Origin of the sequence: Xanthobacter wiegelii (genome assembly GCF_043193855.2) — a bacterium.
GTDB classification, from domain to species: domain Bacteria; phylum Pseudomonadota; class Alphaproteobacteria; order Rhizobiales; family Xanthobacteraceae; genus Xanthobacter; species Xanthobacter flavus_A.
In genome coordinates, this window is record NZ_CM195529.1 from 4,782,600 (window position 1) to 4,797,918 (window position 15,319).

At 66.3% G+C, this 15,319-nt stretch carries 13 protein-coding genes; 4 read left to right on the forward strand and 9 right to left on the reverse strand.

Translation table 11 applies throughout. The features are described 5' to 3' along the window. Window positions 1-510: 510 nt before the first annotated feature. From V5F63_RS22340 to V5F63_RS22350, 3 genes are read left to right on the forward strand one after another with little or no spacing between them, the layout of a single operon-like run. Complete coding sequence (locus tag V5F63_RS22340; protein ID WP_394101050.1) at window positions 511-1,986, forward strand: oxidoreductase; 1,476 nt, start codon at window positions 511-513, stop codon at window positions 1,984-1,986. Further along, the gene (locus V5F63_RS22345) at window positions 1,902-2,915 is read left to right on the forward strand and encodes an NAD(P)-dependent oxidoreductase (protein ID WP_394101203.1); all 1,014 of its coding nucleotides are present in this window, start codon (window positions 1,902-1,904) and stop codon (window positions 2,913-2,915) included. The genes V5F63_RS22340 and V5F63_RS22345 overlap by 85 nt, the downstream gene beginning before the upstream one ends. After that, entirely contained in the window at window positions 2,912-3,682 is a 771-nt protein-coding gene (locus tag V5F63_RS22350) for an enoyl-CoA hydratase/isomerase family protein (RefSeq protein WP_394101049.1), read from the forward strand. The genes V5F63_RS22345 and V5F63_RS22350 overlap by 4 nt, the downstream gene beginning before the upstream one ends. A 104-nt stretch (window positions 3,683-3,786) precedes the next feature. On the opposite strand, the gene V5F63_RS22355 is transcribed toward V5F63_RS22350, so the two are convergent. From V5F63_RS22355 to V5F63_RS22380, 6 genes are all read right to left on the reverse strand, one after another. After that, window positions 3,787-4,389: a hypothetical protein gene (locus tag V5F63_RS22355; protein WP_394101048.1), complete on the reverse strand. Its 603-nt coding sequence runs from the start codon at window positions 4,387-4,389 to the stop codon at window positions 3,787-3,789. Between the two features lie 70 nt (window positions 4,390-4,459). Then, window positions 4,460-5,317: a hypothetical protein gene (locus tag V5F63_RS22360; protein ID WP_394101047.1), complete on the reverse strand. Its 858-nt coding sequence runs from the start codon at window positions 5,315-5,317 to the stop codon at window positions 4,460-4,462. A 73-nt stretch (window positions 5,318-5,390) separates the two neighbouring features. Continuing rightward, window positions 5,391-6,170 carry a 2-keto-4-pentenoate hydratase gene (locus V5F63_RS22365; RefSeq protein ID WP_394101046.1) on the reverse strand — a complete coding sequence of 260 codons (780 nt, stop codon included), beginning with the start codon at window positions 6,168-6,170 and terminating at the stop codon, window positions 5,391-5,393. Continuing rightward, complete coding sequence (locus V5F63_RS22370; RefSeq protein ID WP_394101045.1) at window positions 6,167-6,985, reverse strand: shikimate dehydrogenase family protein; 819 nt, start codon at window positions 6,983-6,985, stop codon at window positions 6,167-6,169. Before V5F63_RS22370 ends, V5F63_RS22365 begins: the two co-directional genes overlap by 4 nt. Window positions 6,986-7,159: 174 nt before the next feature. After that, window positions 7,160-8,152: an ABC transporter substrate-binding protein gene (locus V5F63_RS22375; RefSeq protein WP_209485858.1), complete on the reverse strand. Its 993-nt coding sequence runs from the start codon at window positions 8,150-8,152 to the stop codon at window positions 7,160-7,162. Window positions 8,153-8,379: 227 nt separating this feature from the next. After that, window positions 8,380-8,907, reverse strand: coding sequence for a MarR family winged helix-turn-helix transcriptional regulator (locus V5F63_RS22380; protein WP_394028931.1), 528 nt, complete (start codon window positions 8,905-8,907; stop codon window positions 8,380-8,382). Between the two features lie 510 nt (window positions 8,908-9,417). On the opposite strand from V5F63_RS22380, the gene V5F63_RS22385 reads away from it, so the two are divergent. Continuing rightward, a complete protein-coding gene (locus tag V5F63_RS22385; protein WP_209485862.1) occupies window positions 9,418-10,353 on the forward strand; it encodes an ABC transporter substrate-binding protein in 936 nt (311 codons plus the stop codon). A gap of 85 nt (window positions 10,354-10,438) precedes the next feature. Here the strand turns inward: V5F63_RS22385 and V5F63_RS22390 are convergent, their stop codons facing one another. From V5F63_RS22390 to V5F63_RS22400, 3 genes are read right to left on the reverse strand one after another with little or no spacing between them, the layout of a single operon-like run. Further along, the gene (locus V5F63_RS22390) at window positions 10,439-11,860 is read right to left on the reverse strand and encodes an amidase (protein ID WP_394101044.1); all 1,422 of its coding nucleotides are present in this window, start codon (window positions 11,858-11,860) and stop codon (window positions 10,439-10,441) included. 2 nt (window positions 11,861-11,862) lie between these two features. Next, window positions 11,863-12,384 carry an aromatic-ring-hydroxylating dioxygenase subunit beta gene (locus V5F63_RS22395; RefSeq protein ID WP_394101043.1) on the reverse strand — a complete coding sequence of 174 codons (522 nt, stop codon included), beginning with the start codon at window positions 12,382-12,384 and terminating at the stop codon, window positions 11,863-11,865. 12 nt (window positions 12,385-12,396) lie between these two features. Next, window positions 12,397-15,270: an FAD-dependent oxidoreductase gene (locus V5F63_RS22400; protein WP_394101042.1), complete on the reverse strand. Its 2,874-nt coding sequence runs from the start codon at window positions 15,268-15,270 to the stop codon at window positions 12,397-12,399. Window positions 15,271-15,319 lie beyond the last annotated feature (49 nt).

Genomic DNA, 15,319 nt, shown 5'->3' on the forward strand with positions numbered 1-15,319 from the left:
CGTTGACCCCCAAGCCGTCATGGCCGGGCTTGTCCCGGAAGTCGGCTGTTGCCGACTTCCGCCCCTGGGAACGGAACCCGCAAACATGCGGGTTCCGGCCATCCACGTGGAGCGGCCGGGAACACCTTCCGCTCATCGCGCCCTCGGCCCGAGGTGGATGCCCGGGACAAGCCCGGGCATGACGGTGGTTTGGCGGATAATGCCTTTCCAAGATGCCCAAGCACGCTCCCCTCTCCCCTCGCGGGAGAGGGGCTGGGGGTGAGGGGGCTGATGCCGCAATCTCAACTTCCGGGCAAAGGGCGAAACACCCCTCACCCCAACCCTCTCCCGCAAGGGGAGAGGGAGCACGGATGGCGCCTCACGCCGCACCGTTCCCGCCTGCATCCTCCCCACGCGATCCACATTGACAGCCCCGCCTCACCCGTATTAACTAACCAGTTACATAAGCAAGAGCGCCGGCCGCAAGGCCCGCATCCGAAACGCCCCGAGAAACACCCCAAGGAGCCCTCCATGAAGTATGGGGATTTCCCGAAGATCACCTCCTTCTCCGGCGTCGCCGGCTTCCGCGCGCATCTCGCCGAGTTGGGCGCGGACATGCCCTGCGACGACATCGTCGCCCACGGCCCCGACCAGCCGTTGGCCGCGCCGCTGACGGTCGACGGCATGACCATCGGCAACCGCTTCGCCATCCACCCCATGGAGGGCTGGGACGGCACGCGGGAGGGTGCCCCTACCGAAAACACCATCCGCCGCTGGCGGCGGTTCGGCGAGAGCGGGGCGAAGCTCATCTATGGCGGCGAGGCGGTGGCGGTGCGCCATGACGGGCGCGCCAACCCGCTCCAGCTGGTGATGACCGAGGCGACGCAGCCGGCCATCGCCGGCCTGCGCGAGACAGTGATCGCGGCCCACAGGGAGGCCACCGGCAGTGACGACAAGCTCGTCATCGGCCTCCAGCTCACCCATTCGGGCCGCTTCTGCAAGCCGAACGACAATCGCAAGTTCGAGCAGATGATCCTCTACCGCCACCCGGTGCTCGACCGGAAATTCGGCATCCCGGAGGAGTATCCGGTGATGTCGGACGACGACATCTGGCGGCTGATCGACGATTACATTACCGCCGCCAGGCGCGCGCAGGCCTGCGGCTTCGATTTCGTGGACCTGAAGCACTGCCACGGCTATCTCGGCCACGAATTCCTCTCCGCCCGTAGCCGGCCCGGCGCGTTCGGCGGACCCCTGGAGAACCGCACCCGCTTCCTGCGGGAACTCGCGAGCGGCATCCGCGCCGCCTGCCCGGGGCTGAAGTTCGGCGTGCGCCTCTCGGCCATCGACCTCATCGCCTACCGGCCGGACCCTGCGGCGAGCGTGCCCGGCATCCTCGGCCCCGGCGTGCCGGAGAATGCGGCCGGCGCCCTGCCCTACGTCTACGGCTTCGGCACCGATGCGGGCGACCCCACGGCCTATGATCTCAACGAGACGTTCGAGGTGTTCGAGGTGCTGCGGGCGCTCGACATCCACCTCGTCAACGTCACGCTCGGCAGCCCCTATTACAACCCCCACGTCACGCGGCCGGCGAGCTATCCGCCCTCCGACGGCTACCAGCCGCCGGAAGACCCGCTTCTCGGCGTAATGCGCCATCTGGAGGTGGTGCGGGCGCTGAAGGAACGCTTCCCGGACTTCACGCTCATCGGTTCCGGCTACACCTATCTGCAGGAATTCCTGCCCAACGTGGCGCAGGCGGTGGTGCGGCAGGGCTGGACGGATGTCGTCGGCCTCGGCCGCATGGTGCTCTCCTATCCCGACCTGCCGCTCGACGTGCTGCACGGCCGGCCCTTCCAGAAGAAGAAGGTGTGCCGCACCTTCTCCGACTGCACCTCGGCACCGCGCAACGGCATCGTCTCCGGCTGCTATCCGCTCGATGCGTTCTACAAGAAGTCCGAAGAGTTCAAGCAGCTCGCGGCAGTGAAGAAGGCGGCGAAGACCGCCTAACAACCTCGGAGGACACCATGGCGGAGATCGCACCGGGGGCGCGGATCGCCTTCCTCGGCACCGGCATCATGGGCGGCCACATGGCGCGGCGGCTGGCGGAGGCCGGCTTCAAAGTCGCCGCCTGGAACCGCAGCCGGGCGAAGGCGGAGCCGCTGCTCGCCTCCGGCGCCACCCTCACCGAGACGCCCGCCGAGGCGCTGGCGGGCGCGGCGGCGGCGGTGGTGATGCTCTCCACCGGCGCGGTGATCGACGAGGTACTGTTCGAAGGCCCCGCGCTCGATGCGCTCAAGCCCGGCGCGGCGCTGGTGGTGATGAGTTCCATCCCCGTCGAGACCTGCCGGGCGCAGGCCGCCCAAGCCGCCGCGCGAAACATCCGATACGTGGATGCGCCCGTCTCCGGCGGCGAGGTGGGGGCGCGCGACGGCACCCTCGCCATCCTCGCGGGCGGCGATGACGCCACCATCGCGGACCTTGCCCCCCTCTTCGCCCCCCTGGGCCGGGCGACGCGCATCGGGCCGGTGGGGACGGGGCAATTGGCCAAGCTCGCCAACCAGATCATCGTCGGCGCGGCCATGGCGGGCGTCGCCGAGGCGTTCGCCTTCGCCGCCAAGGGCGGGGCGGACCTTGCCAACCTGCGCACGGCGCTGATGGGCGGCTTCGGCGATTCGAAGGTGCTGAACCTCCACGGCGCGCGCATGGCGGCGCGGGATTTCGTGCCCGGCTCCCCGGCGCAGTATCAGTTGAAGGATCTGAGGACCGCGCAGGCGCTGGCGGGGGAGATGGGGCTCAGCCTCACCTTGCTCGACACGCTCACCGGCCTGTTCACGGACATGATGGCCCATGGCGGCACGGACCGCGATGTCTCCGCCATCTTCGAGGAGGTGGAGCGCCGCTCCGCCGCCCGCGCGCGCACGGGAGAGGAAGCATGAGCGACACAGACGGCGCCATCCGCGTCACCCACGAGGGGGCGGTGGCGCGCCTCGTCATCGACCGGCCGCGCAAGCACAATGCCATCACCCCCGCCATGGCCCGCGACCTCGCGGCGGCCTGCGCGGCGCTGGATGCGGACGAACAGGTGCGCGTGGTGCTCATCACCGGCGGCGGGGAGAAGGCGTTTTCCGCCGGCTCGGACATGAACGCCCTCGGCGAGATCACCGACCTCTGGGCCTTCCGCAACCGGGTGGAATATGCCGCCGTGGTGCGCGACATGCGCAAGCCCGTCATCGCGCTGCTGCGCGGCTGGGTGCTGGGCGGCGGTCTGGAGATCGCGCTCGGGGCGGACATCCGCATCGCCGGCACGTCCGCGAAATTCGGCGCGCCGGAGGTGACGCGCGGCTGGGTGGGCGGCGGCGGCGCCTCCCAGATGCTGCCGCGCCTCGTGGGCTACGGGCAGGCCATGCGCCTGCTGCTCTCCGGCGACACCATCGATGCGGAGCGCGCACGCGCCATCGGCCTCGTGGAGGAGGTGGTGGAAGACGACGCCCTCGACGCTTACGCCACGGCGCTGGCCCAGCGCATCGCCACCTTCAGCCCCCTCGCCACCCAGGCCGTCAAAGCCGCCACCCGCGCCGCCCTCTCCATGCCGCTGGACGCCGGCATCCGCCACGAGAACGAACTGCATGTGATCTGCATGAGCGACCGGGGCCGGCAGGAGGGGATTGCGGCGTTTCAGGAGGGGCGGGAGGGGCGGTATTGAGGGGCGCGCGCCAAAAGGGGAGACCGCGGTCGCGAGCCTGGCGATGGATTTGCGCATGCTACGGGGTCAATTTTGTAAGTGTACGCGCCGCAGCCGACATTGAGTCACTTAAGCTGGAGAACCATCGGAAAGCCCATCCCCGCCTTTTTAAAAGCAATCTGTGCCATGTAGGTCTCGCTCACCTCGAAGCCATATTTCTTGAACACAGGATACAGAGCGCCATCGGCGACCATTAACGAAATGCGTTCGACGCCTTTTTCCTTAGCAACGCCTCTGAGTCCATTGATGAAATCTCCGAATATGTGGAGTCCGTGGTAGCTGCGCCCCAACTCTCCTTTAATCTTTGGGCCTGCATGAACCGGCAGCCGGTTGTCGGAAAACTCGACATCTGCAATATGAATGTCATTGGGCCAGCACCGAACCAAACTTACGTCAATGAATGAGGTTTTCGGAGTGATTTCGTTAAAGTACGATACGGCGTAGGCTTCGGTCACCGGCGGCCTTCCCAATTCCTTCTGAATGAACTCAGCCACACCGCTGAAATTATTTTGAGTATAAGGTGCAATCTTAGAAGGAAAAGAGGTCACATTACGGTGGACCATCTCGTCCCAGATAAACATGCAGATACCCGGAACATCTTGGGGTCGAGCCTTTTGGAAGGTAGCCCAGTCGGCCGCAAGTACCTGCTCAACAACATGTTCGAACATTGGTAGAAATCGATCCTTAGGGACCGCATCAGATAGATTAGCCACCCTTCTCTCCTTATTATTTACGAGGCTATTCCGCGTTTCTATTTGTGAAATCGACCACAGCTGCTTGTATGTGTTCGACCGGAAGCCTCTCGCCGTATCCGTCTTCAATTGCGCTGCGTACCTTCGCCGAAAATCTAGCGGGCACCATCCGGACCTGCGGGCTATCCCGCCAAACATCAGCCACAACTGCATCTATTATTGCCTGCTCTCTGTACGTAGCAGCAAATAACCGGTCAACTTCACGTAGGCAGACGCGCATGAGATTTATGAGCCCGAGCGCAGCTTCCGCTGTGAGCTCCTGGTGAGGAAGCTCTCGAAAACTAAGCCCCCCAATGTCAGTTTTCCCATTTTCCCAGAATTTGCTTAAATCATGAGAATATACTGCAGCATATGATGCCAACTCTGGGGAAGGCCCGTCGTGAGCGTGAGCGAAACTGTTCCTGAGATGCCTAAGGTAGCCGATCGTCCGGAAATACTTGCGCCCGGCCAGCCCAGGCGACCACGCTTCAATACGTGCTGCAACCTGCTCTTCGAGGACGTCCATTATTAGCGAATCCTGAGGGGTGGGTTGGAGTTTACTCCTATGATCTTGAGCATCTTCAAGATAGGCCGCCAAAATCTCATACCCACACAACACAGCCATTCGCCGACTGGCGATAGCTGACCTAGTCATGAAAAACGGAAGATCGTCAACCTTACGAAATAATCGAATCGCAAAAGGATTATTATAGAACACATCTACCGTGTATTTTATATCCGAATCTACGGGTAACGCATCAATTATTCTTTCGAATTCGAAATTTGCGATCTCCGTAAAACAAAGATCATCGTTAACTAAGGCGAGCGTTCGCTCATATCTACACAATAAAGGTGTTTTTTTCATCCCCACCTCTACGCAAGCTTTCGTCCACATTCCCGCCCTTGGCTACCTTACAATTCAGGATAGAACCCTCGAATCAGATTGTCCACCTTAGGTAAACCCCCACAACCCCCATCCCCCCGAAATCCGCCTCCACCCGTCCCCCTTGCTCCAGCCGCACCGGCGTCGTGGCCGTGCCGGTGGTGATGATGTGGCCGGCGCGCAAAGGCGCGCACAAGGGCTGGGCGTTGGCGAGGTGCTGGACGGCCTTGAGGGGGTCGCCGAGTATGCGGGCGCCGCTGCCGGTCTCGATGGTCCTGCCGTCAATGATGAGCGTGACGGGGCCGGCGCGGTCGAGGGCGCGCCAGTTGGTCACGGGCGGGCCGGGGATGAAGGCGCCGTTGCCCATGCTGTCGGCAAGGCGCAGGGCGCCGGGCGCATCCGGCGGCACGCGGCCATCGGCGATCTCGAAGGCGGGGATGAGCGCGGCCACCGCCTCGGCGATCTCCTCCAGCGTGTAGGGCGTTTCGCGCGGGGGCAGATCCCGCCCCAGCAGGAAGGCGAATTCGCATTCCAGCAGCGGCGCGACGAAGCGGGAGAGCGGCACCTCCGCAGGCGACGGAAACACCCAGCCGGAGAGCAGCGGGCCGGCCACCGGCCGCCTGCCGCCATAGGCCGCGCGGTCTTCCTCCTTCAGCGCCGTGACCTTCCAGCCGCGTATCTCTTCGCCGGAGAGGCGGACGATCTCGGCCTGCACCTGATAGGCCTCCTCCGGCGTCGCGGGCAGGCGCGCTTCGGCGGGCAGGTCGGCAAGGCGCGCCTCCTGCCGCGCGGCGTGCAGCAGGCCGGCGAGGCGGGCGGCGTCTTCCGGGCTCACGGGGTCGCCTCTTTCGGTGTGCCTTGGGGCGCGAGGCCGAAATAGGCCATCATCAGGTCGCGCTGGCCATCCAGCATGTGCCTGCCCTGGTGGATGGCGCAGCCGCGCGCGGCGGCGGCGTGGAGCAGGGCCGTCGTCTCCGGCTTCATCAGCACCTCGGCGACGAGGGTTTCGCGGTCCGCCTTCTCCACATCGAAGGAGAAGGGATCGGAGGGCTCAAGGCCCAGCGGCGTCGCATTCACCGCCAGATCATGGCCGGAGGGGTCGCGGGTGCCGAATTGGGTCTCGATGTGCGGGTAGGCCGCCTTCACCCGCTTAAGCAGCGCCTGCCCGATGGCGGGCGTGCGATCGAAGAGCGTGAGCCGCGCCATGCCGGCCCCCGCCAGCGCGAAGGCAATGGCGCTCGCCGCCCCGCCGGCGCCGGCGATGTAGACGGATCTGCCCTGCGGCCCCCACCCCGCCTTGGCGAGGCCGGCGACGAAGCCGTGGCCATCCAGCATGGTGCCGGTGAAGGTGCCATCCGCCTCCCGCCGCACCGTGTTCACCGCGCCCACCTTATCCCCGTCCCCCACCAGCCGGTCTACAATGCCCGCCACCCGCGCCTTGTGCGGCGCCGTGACGATGAAGCCATCGAGATTCGCGATGGCCTTGAGGCCCGCCATCGCGGGTTCGAGTTCGTCGGGGCGGATGTGGATGGGCACGCAGACGGCATCGATGCCGTGCTCAGCGAAATACGCATTGAACACGAGCGGCGTGCGCACATGGCCGACGGGATCGCCGATGATGGCATAGAGGCGGGCGGTGCCGGCGACCATGGGGGCTCCTTTGGTAACTATCCGGTTAGGTGGTTCATGGCGCGCGGGTCTGGCGCGATCTGGAACGGCTCGGCCCCCGCGCGCGGCGGGGGCCTCGGCATCATTCGACTGACTCTCTCCCGAACGGCATCGATTCCCCGGTGAAAACCGGGGCTGACAGCATCGATATCGCTGTCAGTTCGGGAGGAAGTCGTTGGTGTAAAACTTCGCGCCCTGGGCGGGGTCGATGTCCACGCCAGAGTATTTGGAGAGGATGTCCAAGGTTCCGGCGATGTCCTTGGGGTCCGTCCACAGGGGCGGCTTCTTCTCGGTGAGGGCCGTGTGCAGGAGCGGCAGGGTCACAGTCCAGCTGGCGAGAAGGGTCTCGCGTTTACCTGCCTTCGGGTTCACCTTCAGCATGGCATCCACGGCGCCTTGCGGATTCGACTTGGCTTCCGCGATGGACTTCTGGAGCGCGCGCAGGAAACGCTTGGCGAGGTCCGGGTTCTTCTCCAGAAGGTCCGGACGCACGATGACGGAGCCGTTCACAGTGTTGACGCCGAAATCGGCGAAAAGCATGGCGTAGACAGGCTTTCCGGTGGCCTCCTCGATCAGCGGCTTCTGGTCGTTGACGTTGCCGAGGAGGAAGTCCGCCTGGCCGGAAATCACCGCGTTGCGCTTGGTGGCGGCATCACCGGTGATGACCTTCACCTGGCTGTCCTGAATGCCGTTGACCTTCAGAAGTGCCGGCCACAGCTGGGAAAAACTGTCACCCGGTGTATAGACGACAGTCTTGCCGATCATGTCCTTGGGGGTGCGGATGTTCTTGTCCGCGAAACCCTGCACGGCCATGGGGCTCTTCTGCAGCATGATGCCCACAGCCTTGATGGGGGCGCCTTTGACGGCCGCCTTCACCATGGTGCCGAAGTCCGCGTAGCCGAACGTCGCGGAGCCCGCCGCCACCGCCTGCACGGTCGCGCCGGAGCCGCGCCCCTCCTCCACGGAAAGCTCGATCCCCTCGGCCGGGAAGTATCCCTTCTCGATGCCGAGGTAGAACGGCGCATGCTCGCCGTAATTGTACCAGTTCAGCAGCAGCGTCACCTTGTCGGCAGCCGCGGCCGAAAGGGTGGTGCACAGGAGCACCGCCGCACCGCCAAGCCACGCGCCGAACCTCGCCTTGAGCGCCATCTTATCCTCCCCTTCCATCCGGCCCGTATCATGTGCGGGCCTTGTCGTGTCACTCCCGCCCCCGCGTTGGCGCGCATCAGGGCGAGGCAGATCCCATCGGCGGGGCAACCCGCCGCGAGTTATCTAACCATATAGTTACGTCCGCTCCGCGACGTGTCAAATGGAGGTGTTCGAACTTTCCCCATCGTCAGCCACAGACCCCCACCACCCGCGCCGCCGAAGGTCGCTCAGTCCTCACCCGGAGCGCGACGACGGCGGACCTTGAAATCGGCCTTCAGCTCGGCGCGGCTGTAGTGGTTGTTGCCTTCCACCAGCTGCGTCAGCATCGCGAGGAAGGCTGACCGGTATTCCGGATCGAGCGGCTCCAGCAGGCGCTGCTGGGCGCGGACCATGGCCTCATACATCTCGCCCACCAGCGTCCGGCCCTCATCGGTGAGGAAGGCATTCATGGCGCGCCGGTCCGTCTCCGAGCGCTCGCGGCGGACGAGGCCGCGCTCGGCAAGGCGCTCGAGCACGTCCGCGACATTGGTGCGGTCGATGCCCACCTCGACGCCGATGGTGCGCTGGTCGCTGCCGGAATGCTGGAGCAGCGTGGTCATGAGGCCGTATTGCACGGGCGTGATGTTGAAGGCCTTGCACTCCTCCAGAAAGATGGCGGAGTGGATCTGATGCAGCCGGCGCACCAGATAGCCGGGCCGCTCCCAGAGCGGCATGGAGGGGGACGAAGCGCCGGCGGCATCGTGGGTAACAGCCACCTCGCGCAAGGTGGCCTCCGCATCGCGGCCCTGCGCGTCCGAGATTGGGACATCCCGGCCCGGATCGGGATCGGCGCCCCGGATCTTCCGCCCTGCGCCGGGCCGACGTGTCCCCTTCCGATCCCGCGCCGATGTTGCGTCCACGGCACCGGAAGCCGTCATGTCGTTCCCCTTCAAGGCCTCACCTTTCATCTTCCTCGAGCGACAGCCCGCGACGGCACGAGCCCACATGATGCCTTGGCCGAGAAGAATGGGAGCACACTCGCCGCCGCGCCGGCAAGCGCCGGCAGCTATTGTTGAATCCCGGCCTGGAAGGGACTTCCCAGCAGAGGCACGTTTCGTGCAGTGTACCACATTGTACCGCGCTCGATACGAGCTATTCCCGTGAGTTAAGCACACTGGAATAGCTACCAGAAAAGGATCAACCCGATGTTTGGACTGTCTGCCCCGGCCCTCCTTGCATCAATTGTAGGCTGTATGCTGACTATCTTACCAGCACATGCAGCGGACGTGATCCGCGTCCGGCTGGATTGGACGCCGTGGGGCGTCCACGCCCCCTTCCACCTTGCCGCGAAGAAGGGACTCTTCGCCGCCAACGGGCTCGATGTGGAGCTGGTGGATGGCAACGGCTCCGTGTCAACCGTGCAGATCGTCGGCAATGGTGAGTACGACGTTGGCCATGCGGCACTCGCGCCCATGGCCATCGCCCGCGCCAAGGGCCTGAACGTAAAGGCCATCGCCGGCTTCGTGCGCCAGAACGACATCGGCCTTCTGGTTCCGAAGGACAGCGGCATCACCGGCCCGGCCGACCTGAAGGGCAAGAAGCTGGCCTTCACCGCCGGCTCGCTCGAAGCCCCCTTCATCGATCGCTTCCTGGCCGCCGGCGGCCTGAAGCGCTCCGACGTGGAGCTGATCGCCGTGGATGCGTCCGCCAAGGGCGGCACCTACATGGCCGGACGCTCGGACGGGGTCTTCTCCACCGTGCCCTTCATTCTGCCCGTGGTGAATGCGCAGCGCCCGTCCAGCACCATCAACTTCACCACCTATGGCCTGACCTTCCCGAGCTTCGGCCTGTTCGCCACCGAGAAGAGCATCGCGGCCAAGACCGATGCGCTGCGCCGCTTCTCCAGCGTCGTCGCCGGCATGTGGACCTACATCATGGCCGGACACGAGGACGAGGCGGTCGCCGCCATCATCGAGGCCCGGCCGAACGCCAAGCTCAATCCGGCCATCCTGCGCCAGCAGATCGACGTGCTGAAGGGGTTCGTCGCCACGCCGGCCACCAAGGACAAGCCCATGGGCATCATGGCCGAGGCCGACTGGCGGCAGGGGCTGGACGTTCTCGCGGATGGCAGTCTCGTCCCGGCCGGTCAGACCGCCCCGGACTTCTTCACCAACGACCTGATCGATACCACGATCTCGGCACGGGTCGCCTCCGGCAAGTAGGCCCACACGTAGACACGCCCGCGGCCGGTGCGCCGGACGCGGGCGTTGGCGACGATCAAACTCGGGCCGGTTGCCGGCCCGAGCCTCAGCCCCGGATTTCCACTTCAGGGCATGCCGGCGCCGGCATCCCAGCGGCGATCTCGGCGGCGGCGGCAAGCAGCGCCATGTCGTGGTTCCAGCGCCCCACCAGCTGCACGCCGAGCGGCCCGCCATTCTCCGCAAGCCCGACGGGTAGCGCGAGAGCGGGGTGGCCCGAAAGATCGAAGAGCGACAAAGCCGAAGTCCACTCCGCCCGCAGCGGCCCCACGGCTTCGCCGTCGATCACCAGGGGCGCCGAAAGGTCGAAATCGGCGGCCACCAGCGGGGCGGAGAGGCAAGGGGTGAGAATGAAATCGTATTGCGCGAACTTCGCCTGCACCCCACGGAACAGCTGGGCGCGGGCCACCTGGGCGCGCATCAGGTCGAGGGCGGTGAACCCCCGCGCCGCCTCGATTCCCGCCCTGAGTGCCGGCGACAGCCGCGCGAAATCCTCTGCGGAGGTCGTAGCAAATCGCAGCGCCCAGTTCGTCTGCTGCAGGGTGCTCCAGATGGGATCGGGCGCGGCGAGGGCATAATCCTCCTCCGCCACGTTGGCGCCCAGCCGCTCCAGCATGCGCACCGCAGCGCGGGTCGCCGCCTCCACCTCGCGGGCGACACGGCCATTCCCGGCACGCATCCACAGAAGAACCCGCGCACCTTCGAGGCCGCCGCCGGTTGCGGCGAGCGGAGGGGCGCGCAGGCTCCAGGGATCGGCCGGCGACGGCCCGGCGACCACGGGCAGGGTTGCCGCGATATCGGCGACGCTTCGGCCGATCAGCCCCAGATGGATGAAGCTGCCGAAGGCATCCGGCACCCGCTCGTGCGGCACGAGGCCCAGCGTCGGCTTGAAGCCGTAGGTGCCGGTGGCCGCGGCCGGCAGGCGGCTGGAGCAGCCGGCGTCGGTCGCGAGCGTCACCGGCGTCACCCCGAGCGCGACGCTCGTCCCGGCCCCGGAGGACGAGCCACCGCAGGTGAGGCCCGCCGCGAACGGGTTCAGCGTCAGCCCGGTGAGGGGCGAGAAGCCCAGCGGCGAATGGGCAAATTCCGTCGTCGTCGTCTTTCCGATGACGATGGCGCCCGCCGCCCTGAGCCGGGCCACGGCCGCGATATCCGACGCCGCCGGTGCGGCCTCAGCGAGCAGCTGTGAACCCCAGCGCGTGGGCAGTCCGGCGCAATCGAGAATGTCCTTCACGGCGATCGGGACGCCCGCGAGCGGACCGGGCGTCTCGCCGGCGGCCGTGCGCGCGTCCATATCCGCCGCCGCCGCGCTCGCGCCCGCGCCGTCGAGCGCGGCGAAGCAATTGTACCCCGCCTGGGCCGCCTGCGCGCGGGCCAGCGCCGCGTCCACCGTCTCGCTCACCCGCCGCGTGCCGGCGGCATGGGCTGCGGCGAGGCGTGCGACCTCGCTTTCTCGTGCAATCGCGTTCATGCTCAAACCGGGATGCACAGAGCGTTGTCGATGAGCAGGCTGTCGTAAACGCAAATGCGCGAGGCGAGCTTCAGCGCGCCCTCCTCCCGCACGAAACGGTCGATGTAGCGGCCCACCTGGTGGATGGTCGCGTCCGGCCGGTCGAACAGCACCTGAAACACCACATAGTTCGCGGTGGCGTCGACGCTGCCGTCCTCCGCCTCGGCGACCTTCAGGTTGCCCACCATGTGCCGCAAATAACGCGGCGCGAACATGGCGGTCTTCTCCAGCGCGAACGCCCGGTCCCGGATCATGCCGCGGTTCTCGCAATAGATCAGGCCCACCGGGAGCTTCCGGTCGTAATTCTCGCGCGAGATGATGTTGTAGAAGCCATTGACGGTGAACATCTCGGCCCAGTCCGCCAGCCGCTGCTGGTCGAGGGCGGAGGCATAGGTCTCGTTGAAGGCCTCCACCTCCGCCTTAAGCAGCAGGGCATCGATCAGATCTTCACGGGAGGGCGCATTTGCGCTCGTGGGGTTCAGCATGTTCGCGCCTCCTCAGGCGATACCCATGGCGTCGCGCCAGTGGCGATACATGGCACGGATGGCGGCTTCCGAAATCAGCGTGTCGGCGGTGCCCGCCTCGGTGCCGGGATCGAGCTTCACCAGATGTTTGCCACCGGGCACGCCGATCATGCCGTCCTGCACGAACTTGATCGCCTCGTTGTCCTCCAGCCCCAGGAAGCCGGCCGGACCCATCAGGTTGCCCTGGCGCAGCCGATGGCGGGTCATCTCCTCGTCATCGCCCTCGAAGCCGAACATGGTCCATTTCATGATGAACTCGTTCGGGCCGGTCGGCACGATGTGGCGGATGCCCAGCGTGTTCATCTCCCGCTGCACGATGAGGTTCGGCCAGATGGTCGCCATGGTGACGGACCACGGGCTGTCGAACTCGTCGATGAAGTCCATGAAGCGCGGCTCCTCGAGGGTCATGCCCTCCTTGTAGGCGCGCATTTCCTTCTTCTTGTCCTCGGACACCACGGCATCCGACTTGGCGGACGCCATCACCCCGTGCCGGCCGGAGGGGTCCGCCAGCATCAGAGACTTGTTGCCCGCCACCAGCAGGCCGAACGTGACCAGGAAGGTATGCAGCAGGGTCGCGTGATAGGGGTCCTTGAGGTTCTCGTGATAGAGCTTCCAGTTGCCCGGCAGGCTGTGGCGATAGTGGCCCAGCAGCTTGGGCTTGCGGCCGTCGAAGGTGGCCTCGAACTCGCGCAGCACCTCGGGGCCGAGATAGTCCGGGAAGCTCTCCATGTCCTCCGCGTAGGAGGCGAAGACGACGCCGCGATGGGTGGTCACGGTGAGCTGCTTCAGGCCATGGTCCGCCGGCTTGAAGTCCTTCGGCATGCCGCCCTTGCCATCCACCCCGCGGCGGAAGGGGACGCCCACGAGATTGCCTTTCAGGTCATACGACCACTGGTGATAGGGGCAGACGAACTCCTTGGCATTGCCCGACAAATCCCGGCAGAATTCGGCCGCGCGATGGGCGCAGCGGTTCTCGAAGACGTGGATGGTGCCGTCTTCCGCGCGGGCGACCACCACGGGGGTCGGGCCGACATTGGAGCGGACGAAGTCGCCGGGATTTTCGATCTCGCATTCCAGCGCGACGAAATTCCAGGTGCGCCCGTGGAAGATGCGCTCCACCTCGCGGTGGTACACGGTTTCGTCCGTATAGACCCAGTCGGGGATGATGGAGAGGCCTTCATCGGGCCACACATATTTCTTCGTGAACTGGACGTCGGGGCTCGCGCTCATGTCGTCCTCCTCAGGATCGATCGGCGTGGGTTCAAAATCGCCCGGCGCAAGGAGACGCGCGCCGTGGGCGGCAAGGTCGAAGGGGGTGCCGGCGGCCAGCTCCGCGCGGGCGGCGCGGATGGCGGCGGCTTCGGAGAAGGCGATCACAGCCGTGACGCGCCCGTCCGCGAGGGTGCGGTAGATGGCGCCGGCGCTGCCGTCCGTGCCGCTCAGAGCCACCGCGTCTCCGGTGCCGGGCACGCCCAGCATCTGGATGTTGAGGCCGAACTGGTCGGTCCAGAACCACGGCGCCTTCTCGGCGCGCGCGGTGTCGTCACCGGCGATGCTGCGGCCGGCGGCGGCACCCTGCTCCTCGGCATTCTGCCAGCTTTCGAGCCGGCCGCACCGGCCGTTCAGCGGGGCATGATGGAGCGCGCAATCGCCCGCCGCCCATATGCCGTCGATGGTGGTGCGCCCGGACGCATCCACCACGATGCCGCCCGCGACCTCGCAGCCGGCGGAGGCGGCAAGGTCCGTCTCGGGCACGAGGCCGACGCCCACCAGAACCGTGTCTGCAAGGATCTCGCCGGCTGTGGTCGCGAGCGCCAGAGCGCCGTCGCGCGGGGCGATCGCCTTCACCGCCACATCGCGCCGGATATCGACGCCATGGGCTTGCGCGAGCCGGCGGAAGGCGGCGCCCAGGGCCGGCGGCAGGAGGCGGGACATCAGCTCGCCCTCGCGCTCCAGCAGCACCACCTTGAGACCGCGCGCCCGGGCGGCGGAGGCAAGTTCCAGCCCGATGAAGCCGCCGCCCACCACAGCCACGGTGCGCGCCGAGGCAAGGGAGGCGGCGATGGAGCGGGCATCCTCCAGCGTGCGCAGGTGATGCACACCGGGCAGGTCATCGCCCGCAACGCCGAGGCGGCGGGCCGTTCCGCCGGTGGCGATCAGGAGCGCGCCATAGGAGATTTCCGTTCCATCAGAAAGGGTTGCGATGCGCGACGCCGCATCGACCCCGGCCACGCGCAGGCCCGGATGGAACGTCACGCCCAGCGCCGCCACATCGGCGGTGGGGAGGCGGCAGGCGGAGACGGGATCGAAGGTTTCGCCCAGCGCCTCCTTGGACAAAGGAGGCCGCTCATAGGGCAGATGCGGCTCGGCGCCGACCAGGTGAATGGGGGCGGAAAAGCCGGCCGCGCGCGCCGCGCGGATGGCGGCGGCGGCGGCCTGGCCGGCTCCGGCGATCACGAGCGGAAGCTGATCTCGTCCCGTTTTTTCAAGCACTTGATCCGCATCGACAGGCGCCTCATCGGCGCGGCCGGTGCTGGCGGTTTCGAGGTCGACGAGCACATCGCCGCCCTCCACCTTGGCGGCATAGGTGGCGAGGTCCTGGGTGAGGGGAGCGCACAGAGCGCGGCCGGTGCGGATGTCGAAGACGCCCTGGTGGAGGGGGCATTCGATGGTGCCATTCTCCACATAGCCATCCTTCAGGAAGGCCAGCGCGTGGGTGCAGATGCCGTGGGTGGCGTGAACCTCATTCCCTTGACGGAACAAGGCGATAGGCACACCGTCCACCTCCACCCCGGTGACGCCGCCGTCGCGCAGCGCGTCGAGTTCCGCCACCTTCCTGAAGCCCATCGGATCCTCCCACCGTTTCCGGCGATTTTAATCAGTATACCGAGTAATT

Coding starts and splice junctions, on each gene's coding strand:
- V5F63_RS22350 (WP_394101049.1), top strand. CDS start 2,912: ATGAGCGACACAGACGGCGCCATCCGCGTCACCCACGAGGGGGCGGTG.
- V5F63_RS22395 (WP_394101043.1), bottom strand. CDS start 12,384: ATGCTGAACCCCACGAGCGCAAATGCGCCCTCCCGTGAAGATCTGATC.
- V5F63_RS22370 (WP_394101045.1), bottom strand. CDS start 6,985: ATGGTCGCCGGCACCGCCCGCCTCTATGCCATCATCGGCGATCCCGTC.
- V5F63_RS22340 (WP_394101050.1), top strand. CDS start 511: ATGAAGTATGGGGATTTCCCGAAGATCACCTCCTTCTCCGGCGTCGCC.
- V5F63_RS22400 (WP_394101042.1), bottom strand. CDS start 15,270: ATGGGCTTCAGGAAGGTGGCGGAACTCGACGCGCTGCGCGACGGCGGC.
- V5F63_RS22355 (WP_394101048.1), bottom strand. CDS start 4,389: ATGTTCGAACATGTTGTTGAGCAGGTACTTGCGGCCGACTGGGCTACC.
- V5F63_RS22375 (WP_209485858.1), bottom strand. CDS start 8,152: ATGGCGCTCAAGGCGAGGTTCGGCGCGTGGCTTGGCGGTGCGGCGGTG.
- V5F63_RS22390 (WP_394101044.1), bottom strand. CDS start 11,860: ATGAACGCGATTGCACGAGAAAGCGAGGTCGCACGCCTCGCCGCAGCC.
- V5F63_RS22360 (WP_394101047.1), bottom strand. CDS start 5,317: ATGAAAAAAACACCTTTATTGTGTAGATATGAGCGAACGCTCGCCTTA.